Source organism: Anaerolineales bacterium (assembly GCA_003105035.1).
Taxonomy (GTDB): Bacteria; Chloroflexota; Anaerolineae; order Anaerolineales; family UBA4823; genus FEB-25.
Genome location: PQAL01000005.1, coordinates 136940 through 158802 on the forward strand (window position 1 = coordinate 136940; position 21863 = coordinate 158802).

General features: G+C 52.8%; 18 protein-coding genes. 2 read left to right on the top strand and 16 right to left on the bottom strand.

Features of this window, described 5'->3' with window-relative positions; genetic code table 11:
- Window positions 1-29 precede the first annotated feature (29 nt).
- Window positions 30-530, top strand: coding sequence for a phosphoribosyltransferase (locus tag C3F13_03560; GenBank protein ID PWB55758.1), 501 nt, complete (start codon window positions 30-32; stop codon window positions 528-530).
- 201 nt (window positions 531-731) lie between these two features.
- On the opposite strand, the gene C3F13_03565 is transcribed toward C3F13_03560, so the two are convergent.
- From C3F13_03565 to C3F13_03590, 6 genes are all read right to left on the bottom strand, one after another.
- Window positions 732-1658: a hypothetical protein gene (locus C3F13_03565; GenBank protein ID PWB55759.1), complete on the bottom strand. Its 927-nt coding sequence runs from the start codon at window positions 1656-1658 to the stop codon at window positions 732-734.
- Between the two features lie 2 nt (window positions 1659-1660).
- On the bottom strand, window positions 1661-2938 hold the full coding sequence (locus C3F13_03570) for a nitrate reductase (protein ID PWB55760.1): 1278 nt from the start codon (window positions 2936-2938) through the stop codon (window positions 1661-1663).
- A 263-nt stretch (window positions 2939-3201) separates the two neighbouring features.
- Window positions 3202-4371: a hypothetical protein gene (locus tag C3F13_03575; GenBank protein PWB55761.1), complete on the bottom strand. Its 1170-nt coding sequence runs from the start codon at window positions 4369-4371 to the stop codon at window positions 3202-3204.
- A 2-nt stretch (window positions 4372-4373) separates the two neighbouring features.
- Window positions 4374-6935 carry a hypothetical protein gene (locus C3F13_03580; protein ID PWB55762.1) on the bottom strand — a complete coding sequence of 854 codons (2562 nt, stop codon included), beginning with the start codon at window positions 6933-6935 and terminating at the stop codon, window positions 4374-4376.
- Between the two features lie 16 nt (window positions 6936-6951).
- Complete coding sequence (locus C3F13_03585; protein ID PWB55763.1) at window positions 6952-8187, bottom strand: hypothetical protein; 1236 nt, start codon at window positions 8185-8187, stop codon at window positions 6952-6954.
- A gap of 33 nt (window positions 8188-8220) precedes the next feature.
- Window positions 8221-9561 (bottom strand): hypothetical protein, encoded by a 1341-nt coding sequence (locus tag C3F13_03590; GenBank protein ID PWB55764.1) that lies wholly within the window; start codon window positions 9559-9561, stop codon window positions 8221-8223.
- A 368-nt stretch (window positions 9562-9929) separates the two neighbouring features.
- Between C3F13_03590 and C3F13_03595 the strand changes: the two genes are divergently transcribed.
- Window positions 9930-11261 (top strand): hypothetical protein, encoded by a 1332-nt coding sequence (locus C3F13_03595; protein ID PWB55765.1) that lies wholly within the window; start codon window positions 9930-9932, stop codon window positions 11259-11261.
- A gap of 53 nt (window positions 11262-11314) precedes the next feature.
- On the opposite strand, the gene phoU is transcribed toward C3F13_03595, so the two are convergent.
- The 10 genes from phoU to C3F13_03645 form a co-directional block, all read right to left on the bottom strand.
- On the bottom strand, window positions 11315-11977 hold the full coding sequence (phoU, locus tag C3F13_03600; protein PWB55766.1) for a phosphate transport system regulatory protein PhoU: 663 nt from the start codon (window positions 11975-11977) through the stop codon (window positions 11315-11317).
- A gap of 15 nt (window positions 11978-11992) precedes the next feature.
- A complete protein-coding gene (gene pstB / locus C3F13_03605; GenBank protein PWB55767.1) occupies window positions 11993-12847 on the bottom strand; it encodes a phosphate ABC transporter ATP-binding protein in 855 nt (284 codons plus the stop codon).
- A 28-nt stretch (window positions 12848-12875) separates the two neighbouring features.
- Complete coding sequence (pstA, locus tag C3F13_03610; GenBank protein ID PWB55768.1) at window positions 12876-13883, bottom strand: phosphate ABC transporter, permease protein PstA; 1008 nt, start codon at window positions 13881-13883, stop codon at window positions 12876-12878.
- A complete protein-coding gene (gene pstC / locus C3F13_03615; protein PWB55769.1) occupies window positions 13841-14791 on the bottom strand; it encodes a phosphate ABC transporter permease subunit PstC in 951 nt (316 codons plus the stop codon). The genes pstA and pstC overlap by 43 nt, the downstream gene beginning before the upstream one ends.
- A 178-nt stretch (window positions 14792-14969) precedes the next feature.
- The gene (gene pstS / locus C3F13_03620) at window positions 14970-16100 is read right to left on the bottom strand and encodes a phosphate ABC transporter substrate-binding protein PstS (GenBank protein ID PWB55770.1); all 1131 of its coding nucleotides are present in this window, start codon (window positions 16098-16100) and stop codon (window positions 14970-14972) included.
- Window positions 16101-16288: 188 nt separating this feature from the next.
- Window positions 16289-18040 (bottom strand): PAS domain-containing sensor histidine kinase, encoded by a 1752-nt coding sequence (locus tag C3F13_03625; protein ID PWB55771.1) that lies wholly within the window; start codon window positions 18038-18040, stop codon window positions 16289-16291.
- A gap of 6 nt (window positions 18041-18046) precedes the next feature.
- A complete protein-coding gene (locus C3F13_03630; protein ID PWB55772.1) occupies window positions 18047-18751 on the bottom strand; it encodes a DNA-binding response regulator in 705 nt (234 codons plus the stop codon).
- A gap of 44 nt (window positions 18752-18795) precedes the next feature.
- The gene (locus C3F13_03635; GenBank protein PWB55773.1) at window positions 18796-19506 is read right to left on the bottom strand and encodes a hypothetical protein; all 711 of its coding nucleotides are present in this window, start codon (window positions 19504-19506) and stop codon (window positions 18796-18798) included.
- Between the two features lies 1 nt (window position 19507).
- A complete protein-coding gene (locus tag C3F13_03640) occupies window positions 19508-20641 on the bottom strand; it encodes a hypothetical protein (protein ID PWB55774.1) in 1134 nt (377 codons plus the stop codon).
- 193 nt (window positions 20642-20834) lie between these two features.
- Window positions 20835-21698, bottom strand: a complete 864-nt coding sequence (locus C3F13_03645) for a hypothetical protein (protein PWB55775.1) — start codon at window positions 21696-21698, stop codon at window positions 20835-20837.
- Window positions 21699-21863 lie beyond the last annotated feature (165 nt).

The window sequence follows — 21863 nt, forward strand, 5'->3', positions numbered from 1 at the left end:
AAGTCAATTGAGCGGTTACGGAGAAAAGCATGACCAAACTACGTCGTGAAGCCTTAACCTGGAATGATGTTGATCAGCTGATCGACCACCTCCTGCCTCAATTTCAGGGTGAATTCGATACGATGGTGATCATTACGCGTGGGGGTATTGTGCCAGGTGGCCTGCTGGCTGAAGCAACGGGCATCCCTACCATCCTCACTGCCGCAGTAGACTTCCCTGCCGAAGCAGAAGCTCAAAAAACCGGGCTTTTCGCCTGGCCAAGGTTTATCGAATTCCCCAGTGATGAGTTGTTGCACGGTAAACGTTGTCTGGTTGTGGATGATGTCTGGGGGTCGGGGCGTACCATCACCGCCGTTAAAAACCGCATCGCAGCTGCTGGCGGTATTCCCTTTACCTGCGTGCTGCACTTCAACCCCCATCGGACGTTATTCGGCACCTTATGCCCTGATTACTATGCCGCCATCACCGATGCGTATATTATCTACCCGTGGGAGATGAACCGCGGCCCCGACAAGGTGCGACTGGGCTAAATTTGAACTGTTGGTCGGGGTGAGGCTGGCGTGTCTCCAGCCGAAACCCAACTTTTTTGGCATAGCTAGATGTAGGTTGGGTTGAGGATGTGTTTCCCTATCCGAAACCCAACGTTTTTTTACCATTTCTACCAATTGGGTTGAGGATGATCGTCTCCCATCCGAAACCCAATTCTTGCCATTACGCCCAGCACACTCAAATCATTTACCTGTTTTTGCTGGTTCGTTTTTTTCTTTTTCATTTGGGTCGAGCAGAATGACCAACCCCAGGGCACCCATATCTGAAAACAACATGGGGGCAAGGAAGGGTGCCCCGCGGATGAAGCGTTCCACCACCACCGCGTTCTCATAAGCCAGGTTATGCAGGATGTGTAAAACCACCCCAACCAAGCCCACCAGCGCAAGCAGCATCATCGCCACCACGTAAATAATCAGGTCGCTTCGCCGGGGTGTGGTAATGGTTCCCAGCACCAGGGCCACCACAGTCCCGAAGATACCAATCCCAGTGGGTACCCACAACCATGGGTTCTCGAAATTGGTGCGGGCGTGGTCCAACACGCTGCTGATCACTGTCGCCAGAGTGCCTAGCCCCACCATAAAGAAGAAGGCGCTGGTTTTGCTGAATGGTAGCCTCAGCTTCCTGCCTCCGAATAAATTTAATATGCCGCTATCTGGGGGTTTCTCCATCCATACCGCGCTGATACCCATCAACCCGACCAGGGCGAAGGTGAGCGGTCCAAGGATGGGTGGTGCCCAGACAAACAGCGGGACGGATACTTTTTCGCCCAGTGGGGCATAAGGCAGGATGGCCCTCACCAGGTGGAAGAAAATCCCCAACAGCCCCACAATGATGCTTGCCAGATAGACCAATGAAGCCATGATTACAGCCAGGGTTCGCTTGCGGATGGCGATCAGGCCGGCGATAAAGAGGAAGATGCCAGCCACGGGGCCGAAGATGATCGGGATCCACTCCTTCGGCATGATTGTCCCGCTGATGGAATGCGCCAGGTAAGTCTCGAGCCCTAATAGCAGCTCGTTCAGGGCAAGCATCAACAGCATGGCCTGGTCACGCGTGATAGGTACGCGCACCCGTTTAACAATTGGGAAAACCGTGGCAAGGTGATACATGGTCAGGGCGTGGCTCCCGCCGCCTGCTGTTTAAGGTCGACCATCTCCTTGAGGTCAGCAAGAGTTTCCTGCAGAGGGTACGCACCGTGCCATTGGGTATAATCCGGGCCTTGCATCCAGGTACCAAACTTGGTTGTCCGGCCCCAATAATGCCACAGGTTGAAATAGGTGAAATCGATCGGCTCGCTGAAATCTGCTGTATTGATCAAACCTGCTTTCTGCAATGGCGCCACCAGGTCATTGCTCTCTTGTACCCAGGTATTCACCTGTTCGGTCGCTCCATCTGCATCTTCGTACAGGGCAGTGATGAAATTCTGGTTATGGCACTCGAAACAAACACTTTGCATGTGCGAGCGGTTATCTTGCCAGTTCGGACGTTTTTGGCTGACCGAAGCAAACAGGAACCACGACAGCCGGTCGCCCACGTCATGCGTGGTGCCGGTGGCTCCGAAACCACTCATATGGCACAGGGCACAGGTGGGGGCAGGAAAATCATTCACCGTCAGGTTCCCAGCTTCAGCATCCCAGTTCCAGTTGTCACCCATCGTGGCATACAGGATGCCATGCGGTGATTCCTGGTAGATCTCCCATTGGGGATGGTCTGGCCCGATGTGACAGTTGTTGCACGTCTCTGGCTTACGCGCCTGCTCCAGGCTGAATTCATGCCGGATGTGGCATTTCTGGCACCTACCGACTGACTCGTCGGCAGCGGGTGCACCAATGCTGTGGCAGTTCTCACAGGCAAATGGTGTGATGGCTGGACCTTCCAGCGCAGCAATCGCATTGCGACCCTTATCGGGTGCGAACGAGCCTTCCGGGATAGCCTCGTACATGGCCATCAGTGTCGGCGAAAGGTCTTTTGAGCCTGCCACAGCGACATACGAAGGTAAGCTGTGCCTGCTCTGATAGTATTGTGCCACCTCTGCTTCATGGCAGGTCTGGCACATGGCGGTTGTCGGTGATGCCAGCACATACAAACCTTCATGCTCAACAGCACCAGGGTAATCAGCTGCCACCTCATGGCACTTGCGACAGGTCACTTCCGCGGCAGCCATACTGCTGTGGCTATACTGGTCGACAATCCCCGGGGTGGCGGTGCGGTGGCACGTCACACACTCGTCGTTGCTGCCCGCTAAAACATCCACTTCGGCCAAGTCAACCGGCTGCCCGGCATTTCCGATAACCAGGATGATCAGGGCTACACCCAAGACCAGGATTACCGCAATCAGGCCGATGATCAATACTCGTAGTGTATTTATCTGCTGCTTTGGTTGATCCATCGATGCCTCCTTATTGGAGATATGAAGGGTTTTCAGGCCAAGAGAAAAGGGTTAAACCACCAGCGATATCAGTCTGCCGCTTGGTCTGCAGAACGTCTTGTTTAGCTTTTGTTGGTACAGAAGTTCGCTGCAAATAAGTGCCTACGCCTACCTGCGATTGCCAGGGTATCTTAACGTAAGCGCATGTTCTTTGCTAAATTATACATTAACAGCAGATAAAAATTCGCCAGATACAAAAGCAAATCCCAAGGTTATACCAGTGATCAGCGGTACCGGCGGCCCTTCCAGCTCACTCCACGCCCTGAGATGACATTGAATGCCGATGTGCCCATCATCGCGGTAAACACCAATGCTCCAAGTGGGAAGGTGAAGGCGTATTGAGCAGCGATCCCAAACTCCCTGCAGGCTTGCACGCGCTTAATTAGCAGATATCCCCACAGGCAAAGCGCTTCCAGCGACACCAGAGTTGCTGGCTGTCCACCTGTGGAAATCAGCCAGGCTAGGCTGCCAAATAACCATACCGGCAGGGCAATCGAAACCACAAGCCCAACAAACGCCCCGAATAGTAACAGCCATAGCCTGTCCTGCAGTCCCAGGTAGATGTTCTTAGTCCAGCCTTCCCACATTTCCGGCAGGGATGTGTACATACGCGTGCTAGCTACCGTCCTACCGTCAGCCACCATCAGGCGGAAACCAGCCCTTTTTACCACGGCTGCCAGTGCCCGATCCTCATCAATGCGATCCTTGACCGCAGCATGTCCACCGACTGCATCGTAGGCGCTACGCCTGATCAGGATGAACTGCCCATTGGCGATAGCATCTGGCTTGGCTGGGTCATTGACCCGTTCAGCCGGGAAGCCATATGCCAGCCCCAGAAAAACAAGTGGCAGCACTGTGCGTTCCCAAAAGCTTCCCAGCTCTTGGGCAGTGAGCATGGAAAACATGTCTGCCGCGTTGTTGATCGCCGCCTGATACGCAGAAGTTAGTAGCTCGGGGCTGGCGAATGTGTCAGCATCCAGAAAACACAACCACTCCCCCCTCGCAGCCGCCGCACCCTGCACCAGGGCGTGCGGTTTTCCTGCCCAGCCTGGTGGCAGGTCGTTTCCATGCAAAATCTGCACCAAACGATGACCTGCTGCAAGCTTGGCCAGGATTTGCGGAGTGGCATCCGTTGAGTGGTCATCAATCACGATGATCTCATAATTGGGGTAGGATTGGTCGAGCAAGGCTTGCAGGCAGCGCAGGATATTGCGCTGCTCATTCCGCGCCGGGATGATGACAGAGATCAGTGGCGCCTGGCGACGTTGTGGCTCTTCCCAGGGTTCGGTGACGCGTTCGACAACAACCGTTATCCCCACGCTGGCATGCAGCTGCCAGGTGATGATGATCCCCAGGATCATCGCCAGGGTCGAGATTACGACGATTGCCGTCACGACTAAACCACCCGCAGGGTACTGCCTCGTTCGGTCTTCTCTACTTCGATGCGGTTGGGGAATGCCTCTTTGAGCTCGTCCAGGTGGCTGATCACCAGCACCTTGGCAAAATCCTGCCTGACCATGTTAATGGCTTCGATCAGGTGCTGCCTCCCGAGGGCGTCCTGGCTTCCGAATCCTTCATCGATCACCAGGGTTTGCAGTCGGGCACCTGCCCGCTGTGCAAGCAGCTCAGACAATGCCAGGCGGATGGCGAAGTTCACCCTGAAGGCTTCACCCCCTGAATAAAGCTCATAATCCCTGGTGCCCGAGCCATCTGAAATGGCGATGTCTAGGGTTTCTTTTAGATCATCGCGTTTTTTATCCTTGAAGGCCGCCTGGGTGACGAATCGCACCGACATATTGCCCTCACTCAGCCTCTCCAGCAGCTCATTGGCACGCGTTTCGATTTCTGGTAAAGCCTGCTCGATCAGCAAAGCCGGCACACCGTCCTTCCCAAATGCTCGGTCAAGCTGCTTATACTGGCTCACCAGCTTGGCTTGCTCCTCGCGCTGCACATTGATCTCCTTCAGCCGTACCTTCAGGTCCTTCAGTACAGCCACTTTCTGCTGGGCTGCGCCCACCTCCATACGCCGGGTATTTTCCTGTTCAAGCAGTTCATGCAGCAGGCGTTCGGTCTCCTCCAGGTCGGGCGCCGCAGCTTCAGCCGCTGCCAGGCGCGCCACAGCTTCGTCATGATCGCCCTGTTGGTTGGAGATATCGGCATGCAATTTCGTCAGCTGGGTCTGGTTATCTTCGATTTCACGCTCCAGGGGCTGCAAGGCTGCCCGGGCTGTTTCCAGAGACCTGAATTCAGCCTCAGCTGAGCGCAGCTGGCCTTCCTGCTGACGGCAGGTGTCGTGTGCTGCTGCGTCATATCCAATCGCCTTCAGTTCCTTATCGATGCCGGCCAGTGCTTTCCGGGCTTCGCTGGCATAATTCCCCCCTTGCAGCAGGGCATTCACTTCAGCCAGCCTGGGAGCACCCCTTTCTTCCCAATCTGCCCTGTTTTTCTCAATGAACTCCAGCTGACCTTGCAGGCGTGTGATATTCTGCAAGTGACCCAGGCGCTCATTTTCAACCGCTGCCAGTGATGCAATGTGTGCCTCGATTTCGCTCACTACCTGGTCAGCTTCGCTCAAGTAAGCCTGGTTGGCGCGATAGCGGTCACCCAGCTCGGTACCCTCGGCCGTGATCGAATCGATCAGCTGGTTGCGTTCATAGGTATCCATCGGCCGCCCGCACAGTGGGCATGCTGGTTCTTCGGTCTCAGTTAGTTTATCCACCCTGGCTTTCAGCTCGATCATTTCCTGTCTCAGGCGTGGGTTTTCAGCGCGTGCCTCCGCTTGCCTCTGGCGGGCGAACTGCAGCTCTACCTCCAACCCACTGCGCTGGTCGAGGGTCTCCTCAGCCTGGGCCAGGTTGTGCCTGGCAGCCTCGAGTTGTGCCTCAGCTTCCAGATGGGCAGAGGCTTGCTCTTGTACAGTTTTGCTGGTGCTGGTCAATTGCTGCATTTCCGTGGATAAGCGGGCTTTCTCAGCCTCAATTTCAAGCAGGGGTGCCTGACGGCGGGCATCGTGCTCCCGAAAACGCCTGGCTACTTCGTCCCAACGCTCTAGCTCCGCTCGTATCGCTTGCCAGCCTGCATAGGCGGCTTCAATCTCGCTTGCCCTGGCCAGCTTCTCTGCATAAGCTTTCTGCTCTGTTACCCGCGATTCCAGTCGTGATTCCATCTCAGCGTAACGCTGCTCGGCGGCTTGCAGCTGGCGTTTCAGCACGTCCACCAGCTTTCGTTGCTCGTTTAGTGATGCCTCTACCTTCCGTGCCTGTTCAAGCAGTTTTTCTTGGGCTCTCCGGGCTTTCTCCAATTGTTTGAGCTCAGTCTGCAGGGATTGTAGCCTGTCGGTGCGGCTGGTCTCTTCGCTTAATTCAGCGTTGATCTCCTGCATGCGTCCCTCCAGGTTCTGGATCTCTGCTTCAGCTGCCCGGCGGCGCCTGATCACCCGCTCACGGTACACCTCCCACACTTCCAGTCCCAGGATATTCCCCAGGATGCGTTTTCGGTCGCTAGCTTTCTGCTGGGTGAACTGGTCCGCCTTGCCCTGCAGGAAGAAAGACGCGTTGACAAAGGTATCGTAATCCAACCGCAAGGTGTGTTCAATCACTTCTTGTGTATTCCGCAAGGTTTCACCAGTCAGCGCTTTCCATTTCCCGTCCGCAGGCTGCAGGATCTGAAATTCCAGCCGTGTTGTCTTGCCTTTCGGCAGGGTTCGTTGGATGCGGTAGGTGTTGCTTTCATATTCAAATACCAGAGCCACCTCTGCTGCCCCAGATTGCAAATTGACAATTGACTCATCGCGCTTACGTGCCTGCCCGAACAAGGCCCAAGTGATGGCATCCAGCAGAGAAGACTTGCCTGCCCCGTTCTGGCCCGAGATACACGCCAGGTCGAACGATGTAAAATCAAGCTCGGTTGTGTCGCGGTAAGAAAGGAATCCGGTGAGGGTTAGTTTAATCGGGATCATCGCTGCTCCATTGGTTTTACACCAGATCCTCGGCTTGTTCCATGATCTCCTGCGCCAGCTTCTGCAGGCTCACCTGATCAGCGTGCGGCACATGGCTCGCACGCCAATACACATCTAACAGCTCGAGTGGGGTCAGGCTGCTCACCCCTTCCCCCGAAGCCAACCGGGCACGTGCTTCCACCAACGCGCGTTTGATCAGGTGGAACTCGAACGCCGTGGAAGCATATTCGCGCAGGGCTGCTTCATCGATCAATGCTTCCCAATCCCGCGGGTATTCGAGCACCAGGCGCACGATGGCATTCTCCATCTTGTCAGCTTTCGGTAGAACTCTCAGCAGCTGCCCGGTAACGTCTTCCTGGTTTTTCAGCAATAGGTGTCGATCAATAAACGGTCGAATTCCCTCTAGCTTACGCCATTCGAGTTCCGTATGACCTTGTTCAATTTTTGCGATGACGAAGAACTTGTCATCCGCAGCTTCTCCGAAATCCACCCGCTCGATGGAGCCTGGGTAGATCACGGGTGGGTGGCAGCCTTCATTCAAGTCTTGCGCCTTGTGGATGTGCCCCAGGGCTATGTAGTCCAGGCGAGGGTCCCGCACCATGGAACCGGGCAAGACCAGGTCTCCCCCCAGCATCACCGTACGTTCTCCGCCATATTCCGCACCTTGAACGGAAGCGTGTGCGGTGAGCACTATCGGCAGGCTCGGGTCAGCGCCTTCCAGCATGTCGTTCACGATCACGCTCAGCCGATCCTCGATCGCCTGGTCAATTTTTTCGGGTTCAATAGAAGTGAATTCCTGTGATGCGATTAACCCCGAGCGCGAGATCCAGGGGATGGCAATCACTTGCAGGGGTAGTCCCCATAATACGCTCGGACCCAAAAAAGAAGGTTTATCCAATACCAGCACCTTAGGCACTTCCAATGTACTGAACGGATCGAGCGTCGGGGCTCGCCCCAGGGCAGGTGAGGTATCGTGGTTACCCACCAACAGGAGGGTGGGGATGCCTGCCTTCGATAATTTCATTACCCGCTTACCCCATTCGCGTTGAAATGTAGGCGCCGGGTTGCGATCCTTGTAGGCATCACCTGCGAATATCACCAGGTCAACTTTCTCGCGGATGGCAGTATCGATAATGGTATCGAGTGATTTCAAAAAATCCAACACCCTGAGAGGCAGGCCGCTGATGGGGTCGTGCCGGCCATAATTAGCCATGTCTATGTGGGCATCGGCAAAGTGCAGGATGGTCAGCATGTTATTCCCTCCATGACCAGGCTGTGGGTTGGCTCAAGGTGAAACACCCAATTGTGATAATTGTTCCAAACCTGGGGCAAAATCAGGGTGCAGGCGCACGCTTTCCTGGAAGTCACTGATCGCTCCCTGTGTATCACCCAGTGCCAGCTTGGCCATGCCGCGCCAGTACCAGGTCTCTTCCAGTACATCGTTGGTGATGGTTTCGAATGTGGCATTCGCCAGGTCGATCACATCCTGGTAGCGCCCGCTGTAATAGTATGCGAAATAAGGTCCTGTCTGGTACCACAGCATGCGGAACGGGCGTAAGTCATCCTCGGGTAAGCCGGCATACAGCTGGAATGCATAATCATAGGCGTAGGCCGCATCCACATATTCCTTGAGGTTCACATGGCTGGTCCCCACATTGAAGGCTGCGAAATACTGGTCAACCCCACTCAATGTGGCTGTTTCCTGCTTGGCTACCTCAAGCGCATTCCGGCTGGAACCATCCACATCTGCGTAATCACCCAAGAGGTTCAGCACTTCAGCTTCCCTTGTTGTCGGGTAGACCACCATGAAAAGGTTGTCAAACGAGCGCCAGCCGTTATTAAAGTCGGTGTAAGTGAATTCGTGGTTCTCACCCTTGTCGATATAGGTATCCTGCACCACCAGCACATCCTTGGATTCGTCATATCCAGTGACGAACTGGTAGTGTCCCAGCCAGCCGTAACGCCCGGTCATATCATAGGTGTAATAGCCCTTTTCAGTGACAATCGGGAAACCAGCCGCCAGCAGCTCTTTCAACAGCTCAATATCCCCACCATAACGGATAACGGCATTGTATTCGTTAGTTTGGGTCCGCACAAAATCCTGCAGCTCATACGGCATGACATTCTTGTCATCCTTGTTGGTCTTCACGTACTCACCAACCACATCCCGGTTGCCGTCCCACCCCCAAAAGGTGAGTGCCATCGACAGGTTAGCCGGACCGCAGAAATTATAGCGGTTGTGCTGGTCTTCATATTTCACGCCCGCCAGGCGAATCGAAGCAGGCAGTGGGGTGGGCATGAGCGTGGGTGTTGGTGAAGGTTGGAGAGTCTCGGTCGGGCCGGACATCGTGGCTGTGGGCGCAAAAGGTGTCGGTGTGATTGTGGGTGCCAGGGCAGTCAGCGTGGCATTGACGATCGCATTTGCCTGGCTCTCGATCTGCGCCTGTTCCTGGGGTTGGAACACCACCTCTTCCGGCGGGTTGATGGCATATTGCAGGCGTATTCGTAGGTTATCGATCCGCCAGGCTAGCCGGCTGTGCACGAACGGGAGATTATAGATAGCCATTGCGGCTACCAGCAAGATTGGGATGGCCAGCAGGTATTTGGGTGAAAATCGGCGACGCATGGCGGGATTATAACACCCCCAATCACCTGCCCGCTACTCATCACAAGGTGCACGGAGTGGTAATGTTGTCCTGTTTTTAAGTTATTGACTACCCCTTCTCCTGATCATTTCCCTTGTTCAGATTTTCGTTGCGTATTCGTGGCTTTTTGTTTGTTAACGGTTAGATTCCCCTAAGCGTCAGATTGTTCACGCAATTATTCGTGTATTCGTGCTTTTATTCGTGGAAGGCTCCCTTCCCAGTCCTTCTCACTCCTCCGTTACTATTCTGTGTGCCAGCTTCCATTCGTATTTTCGTGAATATTTTCTATGCACAGCCCCTCCTCTGATACTCATCGTTAGTATATTTTATTGTAAGGTACAATAACTATATGAAGTCTTCCTTCAGGCGTCTTTTTCTTCTTGTCTGGCTTGGCTTTCTCTCCCTCAGCCTTGTGTTGAGTCTTCCAGCGCATGCCCAAACCGAGAATCCGGTCATCATCGTCCTGACTGCCGATGGACCGATCACCCCTGCCATGGCCTCCTACCTGTCGCGCGGCATTCGCATTGCCGAACGCCAGGGCGCAGAAGCGCTGATCTTCCAGCTCGATACACCGGGAGGTTCGCTCAGCGCGATGGAAACAATGGAACAGGCTATCCTGGCCTCCTCCATCCCTGTGGTGGTCTATGTGGCACCTTCCGGGGCGATGGCAGCCAGTGCTGGTACGGTTATCACCCTCGCCGCCCATGCTTCATCCATGGCGCCTAACACCACCATCGGAGCGGCCAGCCCGGTTGGTGGGCAAGGAGAAAACCTGCCCTCCACCGAAGAAATCAAGGTAAAAAACGCCATGTCTGCGGACGTCCGCTCGCTGACCGAGCGGCGTGGACCAACGGCACAGGCCCTGGCTGAAGACACCATCCGTAGTGCTGCCGCAGTCTCCGAAAGTGAAGCCCTTGAGGCTGACCTGATCGACTTCATCTCTGTCGACCTCAACCAGCTCCGTAGCCAGCTGGATGGCTTCACCGTGTCCGTCAAAGGTCAGCCGGTCACCCTGCACACCGCCAATGCTACTTTTGAGCCGGTTAATATATCGCTGATCGAAGAGCTGCTGTTAATCGTTACCGATCCCAACATCGTCTTCCTGCTCATCACCATTGGCGTCCAGGCCATCATCATCGAGATCTCCAGCCCAGGCGGTTGGGTGGCAGGCTTCATCGGGGTGGTTTGCCTGGCATTGGCCACTTATGGCCTGGGTATCTTGCCAGTCAACTACTTCGGGCTGTTGTTTATCGTCACTTCTTTCGTTTTGTTCATCCTGGATATCAAAGCGCCTACGCATGGGGGCCTCACCGCCGCCGGTGTTGGCAGCCTGATCATTGGAGCGCTGGTTTTATTCAACACACCCACCACCCCAAGTTTTCAACACGTCTCTGTGCCGCTGGTTGTAATCGTATCCATTGTAAGCGGAGCAGTCTTTTTCACCATTATGATGATTGCCGTGCGCGCCCAGCATACCCCTATCCACACAGGTGAAGAGAGCATGCTCGGGCGTGAAGGCATTGCTCGCACCGACTTGAATCCCAAGGGCAGTGTCCAGCTGGGCGGAGAGTTGTGGACTGCAGAGTTGGAAGAAGGTATTACGGACCGCGTGCGCCATGGCACGCGCGTGACAGTCATCAAAGTAGACGGGTTGCGCCTGATCGTCCGTAAAACAGAATAACAATTCCCCTATGGTGGCTGTTTTCAGTTAAGTTAAATCGGGGGCTTGCCTGCTTACTTGGTATCCAGCTCTTTCATTTCGCCTGTAGCTACGTAAACAATGCGCTCGCATATGTTTGTCACCCGGTCACCCATGCGCTCCAGGTTATGGGCTGCCCACATGATATGGTTGGCTCGATCAACGGTCGAAATATTCGTCGTCATCTGCTCCATCAGCTTGCGATAGATCCGATTGTAAAGCTGATCCACTTGCTCGTCTTCCACGGGTATCTGGCGTGCCGCATTCGCATCAATAGCCACGAAGGCATCCAAGGCGCGCTGCAGCATCTCCAGGGCAAAGGTTGCCATCTGTTGCAGCTCATCCAGGATTACCGGATCGATCGCTTCTTCACTGATCAACAGGGTAATCTTGCAGATTCCTTTAGCATAATCCGCAATCCGCTCTAGCTCGGTGATAATTTCAAGGATGGCTGCTAAAAAGCGCACATCACGCGCCATGGGTTGTTGGGTGGCGATGAGGGTGACGCACGCGCTCTCGATGGCATAACGTTTTTCATTGATTACGTAATCAGCCTCATAAATTCGTTGGGCCGCCGCTCGGTTGCGGTGTTTGAGAGCCTCTACTGCATCAATGACCGCCTGCTCTACCATGCTTCCCAACACAAGCACCTGGTCCACCATCATTTGAAGTTGTCGTTCGAATGTATCGCGCGCCATGCCTCTCTCCACCTGCTAACCAAATCGACCCGTGACGTAGTCTTCGGTCTGTTTGTTCTTTGGATTGGTGAATATCTGGGCGGTAGGCCCAAATTCCACCAGGATGCCTGTGCGTGTCTGTGGATCATCGATCATCATGAACGCAGTCAAGTCAGACACACGGGCAGCTTGCTGCATGTTATGTGTCACAATTATAATCGTATACGTTTCTTTTAATGCTTGCATCAACTCTTCTATCTTTAATGTCGCCACCGGGTCCAACGCCGAAGCAGGCTCATCCATCAAGATCACCTCAGGTTGAACAGCCAGGGCACGGGCGATACACAGTCGCTGTTGTTGCCCACCTGATAGCGCCATCGCCGATAGGTTGAGTTTATCTTTGACCTCCTCCCACAGTGCAGCTTGCTTCAAGGCGTCCTGAACAATCTCGTCCAAACCCTGCCGCTTTCCGATGCCATAGAGTTTCGGGCCATACGCCACGTTATCATAAATGCTCTTAGGAAATGGATTCGGGCGCTGGAATACCATCCCAATCTTTCGTCGGATATTAACTACATCCACCGATGAATCGAGAATGTTGTCGCCATCAAAAAGGATTTGTCCCACCGCTTTTGCACTTGCCACCAGGTCGTTCATTCGGTTGACCGAACGTAACAACGTGGATTTTCCGCACCCCGAAGGCCCGATGATCGCAGTGATCTGGTTGGCGGGAATCTGCATATTGATCTTACCCAGCGCCTTAAATTTTCCATAATAAAATGAAAAATCGACAAACTCGATTTTCGTCTGACTCGGCGGGGTTTCCACGGGTCTTTTAATTTCAACCTCAATTGGTTTAACCAAAGGAGAAACATTATTTTCAGCTGTCATAGTGAAATCCATATTGGTTGACATAAAACTACTTTACTTGCATACGCTTTGCGCGCCTCTGAACCCAGATACGGGTAATAATATTAATCGATAATACAAAGGTCATCAGCACCAGCGCAGCTGCCCACGATTGATTAATGCGTTCAGGATAAGGCTGTTGCGCATACTTCCATAAAGTCAATGGCAATGAATCCACCGGTTGATTAACAATATTGCCCATAATGACCAATAATCCCTGGTGGTTGGCAATCCCCGATTGAATGATCTTCCCAATCTCATAATGATCATTACCCAGGGCGGTGAAGAGTAAAGGTGCTGTCTCTCCCGAAGCCCTTGCGATCCCAAGTAGGATACCTGTGATAATTCCCTGGCTGGCGGCTGGGAGTGACACACTCAGCGCAGTTTTCCACTCTGGGGCACCTAATGCCAGGGATCCTTCCCGCATCGATTGTGGCACCAGTTTGATCATCTCCTCCGTTGTGCGGATAACGGTGGGTAGCATCAGGATCGCCAGCGCCACGCTGCCTGCCAGGGCAGAATAGTGTCCTTGGACTTTTACGATGATGGTATAGCAGAACAAGCCCAGGATGATCGATGGTACACCAGATAAGACATCCGTCCCAAATCGGACTGCTACACCCAATGGCGTGTTGGGTCGGTAGGCTACATAATATGCGGCCAGGATTCCCGGTATCACGGCAAATACCGAAGCCAGGATAGTGAGAATGATCGTCCCTTCGATCGCATTCAATACCCCTCCCCCCGGCATCCCTAAAGGCCGTGGCAGGTGGATGAAGAAATCAAGGTTCAGGTATTGCCACCCTTTTATTACTACGTAAGCAATGATCCAGAATAAAATAGCCAGGGCAGCCAACGAAAATAAGACCGATATCGCCATCATTAGCCGGTCGGTCAACTTTCTTCGCCGGTAGTTGGCTTTCGACTCCATCATTTGCCTGGTCGATGCACCCAGCCATATCACCGCCTTTGAGCTCATGCGCGCACCTCCTGGATGCTCCGCCGGCTCACTCGCCATTCGAGTAATCGGGCCAGAATATTGAGCAGCAGGGTAATGACGAATAAGATTAACCCGATCTCGATCAAGGCCTGTGTGTGAAGAGGTGACGCCGCTTCAGCGAATTCGTTGGCAATGATGCTAGACATCGTATACCCCGGCCTCAATAGTGATAATGAACCGCCAATGCTATTGCCAACCACCATAGTGACCGCCATCGTCTCCCCTAGTGCTCGACCAAGTCCCAGGATCACTGCTCCAAGGATACCGGAAAGCCCGTAAGGGATGAGTACTTTCGATATGGTCTCCCACTGTGTGGAGCCTAACGCCAATGAAGCTTCCCTTTGTGCACTCGGGATTGCCAGCAATACATCGCGGGTGATAGCGGTGATAGTCGGTATGATCATGATGCTTAAGATTAATGCCGCTGCCAGCAAGCTTGCCCCACTGGAGGGTACTGGCCCGTGTAGGAACAAGTTCAGTACTGGGAGTTTACCCAGGGTAGCGCCCAGGAAATTCCCTGAAGGCGCGACAACTTTAGGCAAGAAAACGAAGATACCCCACAGACCATAGATTACCGAAGGGATGGCTGCCAGCAGCTCAAACATCCCCCCTATTGTGATGCGCAGCTTCTCAGGGCATAACTCTGCCAGGAAGATCGCCGCTCCCAGGCTGATCGGTACCGCTATTACCAACGATAAAAGAGAGGATATGATTGTCCCATAAATAAAAGGCCAGGCCTGGAATTCGCTACTCACCGGATTCCACGAAGCATCATTGGTTGGTTTAAGAAAATTGAGTCCGAAAGCTGAGCGTGCCCCGGCTGAATCCTTCCAAAGTAAAACACCCACCATTATCACTAATACGATCGTTAATACAGCCATCGAGATAGTCAACGTGTTCCACGGCCGGTCCCCGTAATGGAGCATGCGCCGTAACCGGACTGGCCATGCACCTCCTGGAAGTCGGTTATCGATACGGGGTGTACGATGTTGATCGTTGGTTTTCATTGTGTGTACATCTAACCTGCGCTGTTCCCCCCAATCAGTGGGTTGCACAATATTCTTCACTGTGCAACTCACCTCAACAGGATAATGCAGTGCTCGATTATGGTTTTACAGGTGCGCCATTACAGGTGACTTCACCTAACTTTGCCAGCACCTGCGTTTGTACAGCCTCAGGCAAGACAGAATATCCCAAGTTAGCTGCCCTACTGGCTGCACTTGCATCGGTGAGAGACCAATTGAAGTATTGCACTAGCTTTTGAGCTTTGCCGCAATCAGTCATGCTGGAGGTGTGCAGGATGATATAGGTGTATCCCGCAATAGGCCAACTGTTGGCACCCGCCCCATTCACAATTGTATTGGTTAACTTATCGGTGAATGTGTCGGCATAATCGTTCATCGCTGATGCCAGGCTGTCTGCATTGGCCGTCACTGTTTTGCCTGCCTTGTTAACCATATTGACATAAGGGATCTTGTTGGCAATGGCATACGAAAGCTCGACATAGCCAATCGAATTGGGGGTGTTCTGCACCGCTGCAGCTACACCCTGATTGCCTTTACCTCCGATACCATTACCAGCCTTATCCACCGGCCATTCCACCGATGACCCAGCACCAACGCTGTTCTTCCATTCATCACTAAAGGATGACAAAGCCTTGGTAAAGATTTCAGTGGTGCCAGAACCATCCGAGCGGTGTACTGCCGTGATGGTAGCATCGGGGAACACCAAACCCGGATTGAGCGCCACGATTGCTGGATCATTCCATTTTGTGATTTTACCTGAGTAGATGCCGACCAGGCTAGCACTGTCCAGGGTGACCGTTTGGGTAATACCTTCGATATTGTAAATAGGGACCACCGCGCCTGCCAGCATGGGGTACATCTGCAGGTCCTTCCCAGCAGCGTACTCTTCATCGTTTAGGAGTGAGTCGGATCCAGCAAAATCGACAGTATTGTCGAGGATGGCCTTCTTACCGCCCCCAGAGCCGATGCCCTGGTAATTCAATGTTACCGATGGGTCTACATACTGGTAGGCATAGATCCACTCAGTATACACAGGCAGCGGGAAGGTTGCACCCGCACCGTTGATCTGCACCGATCCAGCCGGCAGTGAAATAGTTGCTGGGGTAGTGGGCGTGCTGCCGCATGCGCTCAGCAGGATGGTAAAGGTCGTTAATACCGTGAATAGTAGAATCGTTTTTCTTTGCATTTTTAGTTTCCTTATAGTTTTCATATGACCTATCTTATCTTGGATGGATTAACAACCCATCAAGACCAAGTTAATAGATCGTCATTGATTTGTAATCATTTGGTTAATAAACTGGCAAAGGATGGCGCTATTTCGAAGTCATTTTCCCCCATGTCATTTCATAAATTAAAAAGAACTGCGATCTTACTCGCAGTTGTAGATATCTTAAAAAGTTATGCTTTTGGAATTGTGAAGTAGAAGACGCTGCCTTTTCCCAACTGGCTCTCCACCCATATCCTACCCCCATGGGCTTCAACCAGGTGGCGTGCGATCGCTAAACCCAAACCAGTTCCTGAAGTGGCCCTTGAACGGTCCACTTTATAAAAACGCTCGAAGATGCGTGGAATGTCATCACCTGCAATGCCAATTCCGTTATCTTCAACCGTAAAGTAAATTTCATGCTCGTGCTCCAGCACCCTTACCTTTACCTCTCCACCCGATGGTGTGAATTTGATTGCGTTATGCAGCAGGTTAACCAGAACTTGCTGTATCCGGGTAGCGTCAGCCATAACCTGCGGTATGTCATCTGCACATTCGATAGAAAGGCTGAGCCCCTGGCGCTCTGCCTGCAGTCGCAATCGATCAACAGCCGGGGTGATGATTTCTTTAGGGTGGGTTGGAATAATAATAAGCGGTACCCGCCCTGATTCGATCCGTGAGAGTTCCAGGAGCTCATTGACCATCAGGCTGAGTGCGTCAACCTCCGTTTCGATTTGCTCCAAGAAACGCCGCGCAGCCAGCGGGTCGTCCAGTGCACCTGTCTGCAATGTTTCTGTGAGCGCTTTAAGCGCCGCTAAAGGTGTGCGTAACTCATGCGAGACGTTGCTAACGAAATCACGCCGTATGGTTTCGGTTTGACGCTGCCGGGTCAGGTCTTGGAATAGCAACAATGTTGCCCCAGGTAGCGCCGGGCTCAGTGATGTCGCAATCCCTTGTAGTGAGAGCCTTCGGCCGATTTCAAAATCGAGCCGTTGGGCTTTTCCCTCTACCTGGCACTGCTGCCACATCTCCACCGGCTGATGATGCCGGACAACTTCAATAAGTGGTTTCCCAATTACACTTTCTGGTGTGATGGAAAACATTCTCATTGCCGCGGGGTTGATTAATTGGACCGCTCCTTGGCTATCCACGATCAACACTCCATCCGTCATTTTTTCCATAACCGCGTTCAGCGTCGCTCGTTCTGACGTAAGATCATTAATTTGCTTGCTCAGCTGGACTGACATGCTGTGAAATGCGTGAGCCAGTTGGCTGATCTCATCGTTATCACCTTGAATTGTCTGCTCCGTTTGAGTAGAGGCCGCAATCTGCCAGGCGGTTCGTGTTAGTTCAACCACAGGTCGGGTGATTCGGCCGGCAATCACCATGGCCATCAATACCGCCACGATGGTAACCAGCACGGTGACCACTACCAGGATACGTTGTAGGCTGGCAATACTGGCCGATACTTGCTCGAGGGGCAGCGCCAGCCGAACGATCGCCAGCGCTTGGCTGCCCTGATCGATCCGCACAGCCGTGTAGAGCATATCCATGCTTATGGTCTGGCTGTAGCGGATACTGCTGCCTGTGCCTTCCGATAGGGCCGCGATTACCTCCGGGCGATCGCTATGATTGGGCATGGTTGAGCTGGCCTGCTGTGATTCACCTAACACTGTCCCTGTCGGAGAAATAACGGTCACTCGGGCGTTTAAAGTGTCCGCCCACTGCTTAGCCTGGCTGTCAAGATGGGCTTCCCCACCCCCTGCCTGAAGGTTTGGGGCCAAAACATCACCCACCATGCGCGCTTCTGTGGCAAGCTTCGCTTCCAGGTTATCAATGTAAGTCTGCCGGATGAATCTGGAGAGGTAAATACCCAACGCTAACATCGTGACTACGATTAATACCCCATAGGGTATGGCAATTCGCCAGCGTATTGATCGAAACATGCATTATTATCCTTCGAAGCGGTAGCCCGATCCGCGCACGGTCACCAACCGTGTAGGGTTAGCCGCGTCTACTTCGATCTTTTCTCTCAACCAATGCACATGCACATCCACCGTTCGCGTACCGCCACCATATTCCCAGCCCCACACACGCTCAAGCAAGAACTGCCTCGAAAGTGCCTGTCTGTAATGCTGGGCCATGAATAGGAGCAAATCGAATTCCTTAGGTTTCAGGTTGATGGGCGCATGTTCCATCAACACTTCGCGACGGCTAACATCGATGGTTAAGTTCCCAAAGGTTAGCCTATCCTGGGAAACCTCTTCCTGTTTACCCTCTGCTTCCTGGCGGATCAAGCGATCGCGGCGCAGGTGAGCTTTCACACGCGCCATCAACTCGCGCATGCTGAAAGGTTTGGTGATGTAATCATCAGCACCAATCTCCAGGCCAATCACCCTGTCAATTTCATCATCACGAGCGGTCAAGATCAGAATTGGGATGTTCATCTCCTGGCGTACAAGGCGACAGACTTCAATTCCATCCATTCCCGGTAGCATCAGGTCGAGCAGGATCAGGTCAGGGTGGATTTTTCGGGCTGCTTGCAGCCCCGCCAATCCATTCCCCTCTGCTTGGACGGTATAATCATCTCGAGTAAGGTTATATACCAACGTTTCGCGCAGTGCTGTATCATCTTCGATTACAAGGATAGTAGCCATCGCATCATCACTTTTAAAATCTAAGACGTAATTCTGATATCATTTTACCCCATGCTCCGATCATTCGGTTTCTCGCCTCTCACGTAGATATAATAAATCGCCTCCCCAAGCCTGGTATCTTGGTCATCCAACAGGTATGCGTAGCCCTGCCAGTGCGAGATAGCCCTATCTGCTTCGCGTCGCTCCTCCCACACCGGGCGCAGGATGGATGTAAGGTCTGCTACTTCTACGTGAATCAGACCCGCCTCAGCCATCCAGGCCCGAAACTCGTCTTGCGTTCCTTCACACAGGGTATCCAATCCGATAATTTCCAGATCTTCTCTGACTGACTGCGGTATAGGTTTGGTCACGATCACATCGGTCAGGATCATCCTGCCTCCTGGTATAAGCACGCGGTTCATTTCTACCTGGCTAATCTGGGTGGGTGAGCTTGTGGGGTAGACGATGAATTCGCTTACCACGGCATCGAAACTTGCCTCATCCATTGGGATGCGATCCATCTCGGCTGGCAGGAATTCCACCATCCCGTCCAGGCCCATCTCGTGCGCTGCCCGCCTGGAAAGCTCGAGTGCTTCTGGGTCCAGCTCAAGGCCGGTCACCTTGCCCACTTCCATCATCTCAGCCAGGCGGATGGCTACTTCCCCGCCTGCGCTGCACACCACGAGGATGCGTTTGCCGTCCACTGGTGCCAGGTCAGCCGATAGCTGTTCCAGGATTGGGCTTAAGCGATCGATTTCATTGCGGTTCCATTTCATTTCAGCCTCCACTGTTCCTGCTCACCTTGATACCCATACGCTCCATGTCACTCATAAATCGGGAAGGTTCAACACATAGGGCTTGCCACCATAAGCCCGGTCTTGCAGTCGTCCCATCCAGGTATTGCAGCAGGCAGGCGGCCACCGGGATGGCGGTGAACATATACCCATCGCCATGAGAAATATTGATGCGCACAATCGTGGATTGGCCATCTTTACGCCCGGAAGCATCCACTTGCAGCATGGTGGCAAATGGGGGCTTTGAAAATGCCTTCAAACCCCAATGCATCCATCTTGCCATCGGTTTTTCGGCTGCTTTAGGTGAGAGCTTCATCGCAACCATGGCCACCGGCATGATCACCCAATCGGTAAACCAATTAAAACTGCCAACGTAAAAACCCGTATCCCGCAATGCAGGGTATAAAGCCGGAAGCGCCCGCATTTCTTCCAGCAGCATAGGAGCACAAGCCTGCCTGCCAAATTCAGATCCAAAGTCCATTTTAATATAGTCCGATGTGCTCACCCAGCTCAGCCGTTTCCATCGCCCAGCTGTATAAATTGACATTTCAAAGTCATTCATCAAGTCCAACAATTCAATAATCGTTGAATCAGCTACTTCCAGATTCCTCCAGTCTTGTTTGATCACACTGCCTACCCGCGCGAGTTCGATCTCGTCGAAGAACTGCGCCGCATAGCGAACCATGAACGCTGGCAATCCGGGATGAAATCCACCATCGGTGATAAAGCAACAACCTGCTTGTTGGATCAATGTTTCAATTTCTTTGAGGAATCTTATTTTTCGGGACGAATATTGGATATCCAGGTAGCCAATCCTGGCGTCCAGTGCAGCTTGGGCTGCCAGGGGAATATACTCCGTGGTGGATGATGCCAACACGACAAAATCGACCCCTTCGAATGCAGAGTGTAAACTCTTCACGTCCGCAGCCTCGACTTGAATACCCTTCACACGATTGCCTTCAAATTCGCGATTGAATTCACTGGCCAGATTCTGTGCTTTTTCGAGATTACGCCCACCAAGCGCCAGGTTTACTTCAGAATTTTGTAGAAGCAGACGTGATAATGGTCTACCAGTATTGCCAGAGCCTCCCATAATTAAAATGGTTGGTTGCTTCACCTCTCCTCCAGTATGTAAATGATTTTCGTGTTCAAAAGATTACTGGTATCAAGCGCCATGAGGTCTTGCAATAAGCCTCCCATTCCACCCAGAACTCCTTTCGCATCCGCGTTTCTTCGCCTCGGATGCGGAAAAGCAAGGTCGCCAAGAAGAATATTACTGCTCTGCCCGCTTTCCTGATCCTCATCCAGTCTTATTCGCCTCCGATTGGTGTACTGAAGAAACCATACCGCTTCAGTACTTTGATGGCCTGGATGGTTGCGCCGACGGCAAAATTCTCCCCATCTTCTGCCGCCCAGCTGCCGTCTTCTTTCTGGCGTTGCAATAGCTGCGCGAGGCACACACTTACAAAAGGGTGTTCACCGGTCAGGCCTCCCCGACTCAGGCAGTCCACAGCCCAGGCAATCTGGCTGTCGTCAAGCTCGGATGTAGGGGTATTTGCCAGCACTTTCAAGCCCATGTCGGCAATATTTCGATAGCGTGTGCCTGACATCAAGAAAACGCTGGTGGCGATCCAGGTGGTATGCAGGTATCCATAGAACTTCCCCGTTTCATCTTGATTTCTGATCAGGAAGTGGATCGCCTTGCGGAAATTGGGCAGCCCTGTATATCCCCCCAGAACCAGCCAGTAGGTAGCATAAGCCGATAAGTAAAGGATCGTCTTTGGGTCATTCAGCTGGTTCCATGCCGGAAGCTCATATTGCGCGATGTATGGGTTTTCATTCCAGCTTCCATCTGCTTGCTGGCTGGTTACCAGGAAGGAATACGCATGTTTACCTGCCTGCGAGGCCAGCAAATCCAGTTCTTCCAGCCACCACAGCGCGACTGTGGTTTCGTTGATCGTGCTCAAATTCCCCTTGCGCATGCCAAAAGGATATCCACCATCAATATTTTGTAGCTCATTGAAATTGCGGATGACCTGGTAGTCGGGCTGCTTCCCATTTAGGATGCAATTCAGTCTGGCCTTTTCCAGCTCGGTACCTCGCTGTTGGATGTAAGCGATGGATTTTTGGACATCCATGATTCCCCGACCCCTATCTGCCTGCTCGGTCAGCATCAACAAATGGTTAATAAATCACATATGAGAACCTTCGGTTTAGATAATTTTACACCCCCGCTGCGCCTCATATGCAAATAGCCCTTTCAAGGAGGAATATTGTGCCATTAATACTCTTTAAGCTCGCATACGGGATAATGGAGTAAAATTCTTTCTGAATTCTGA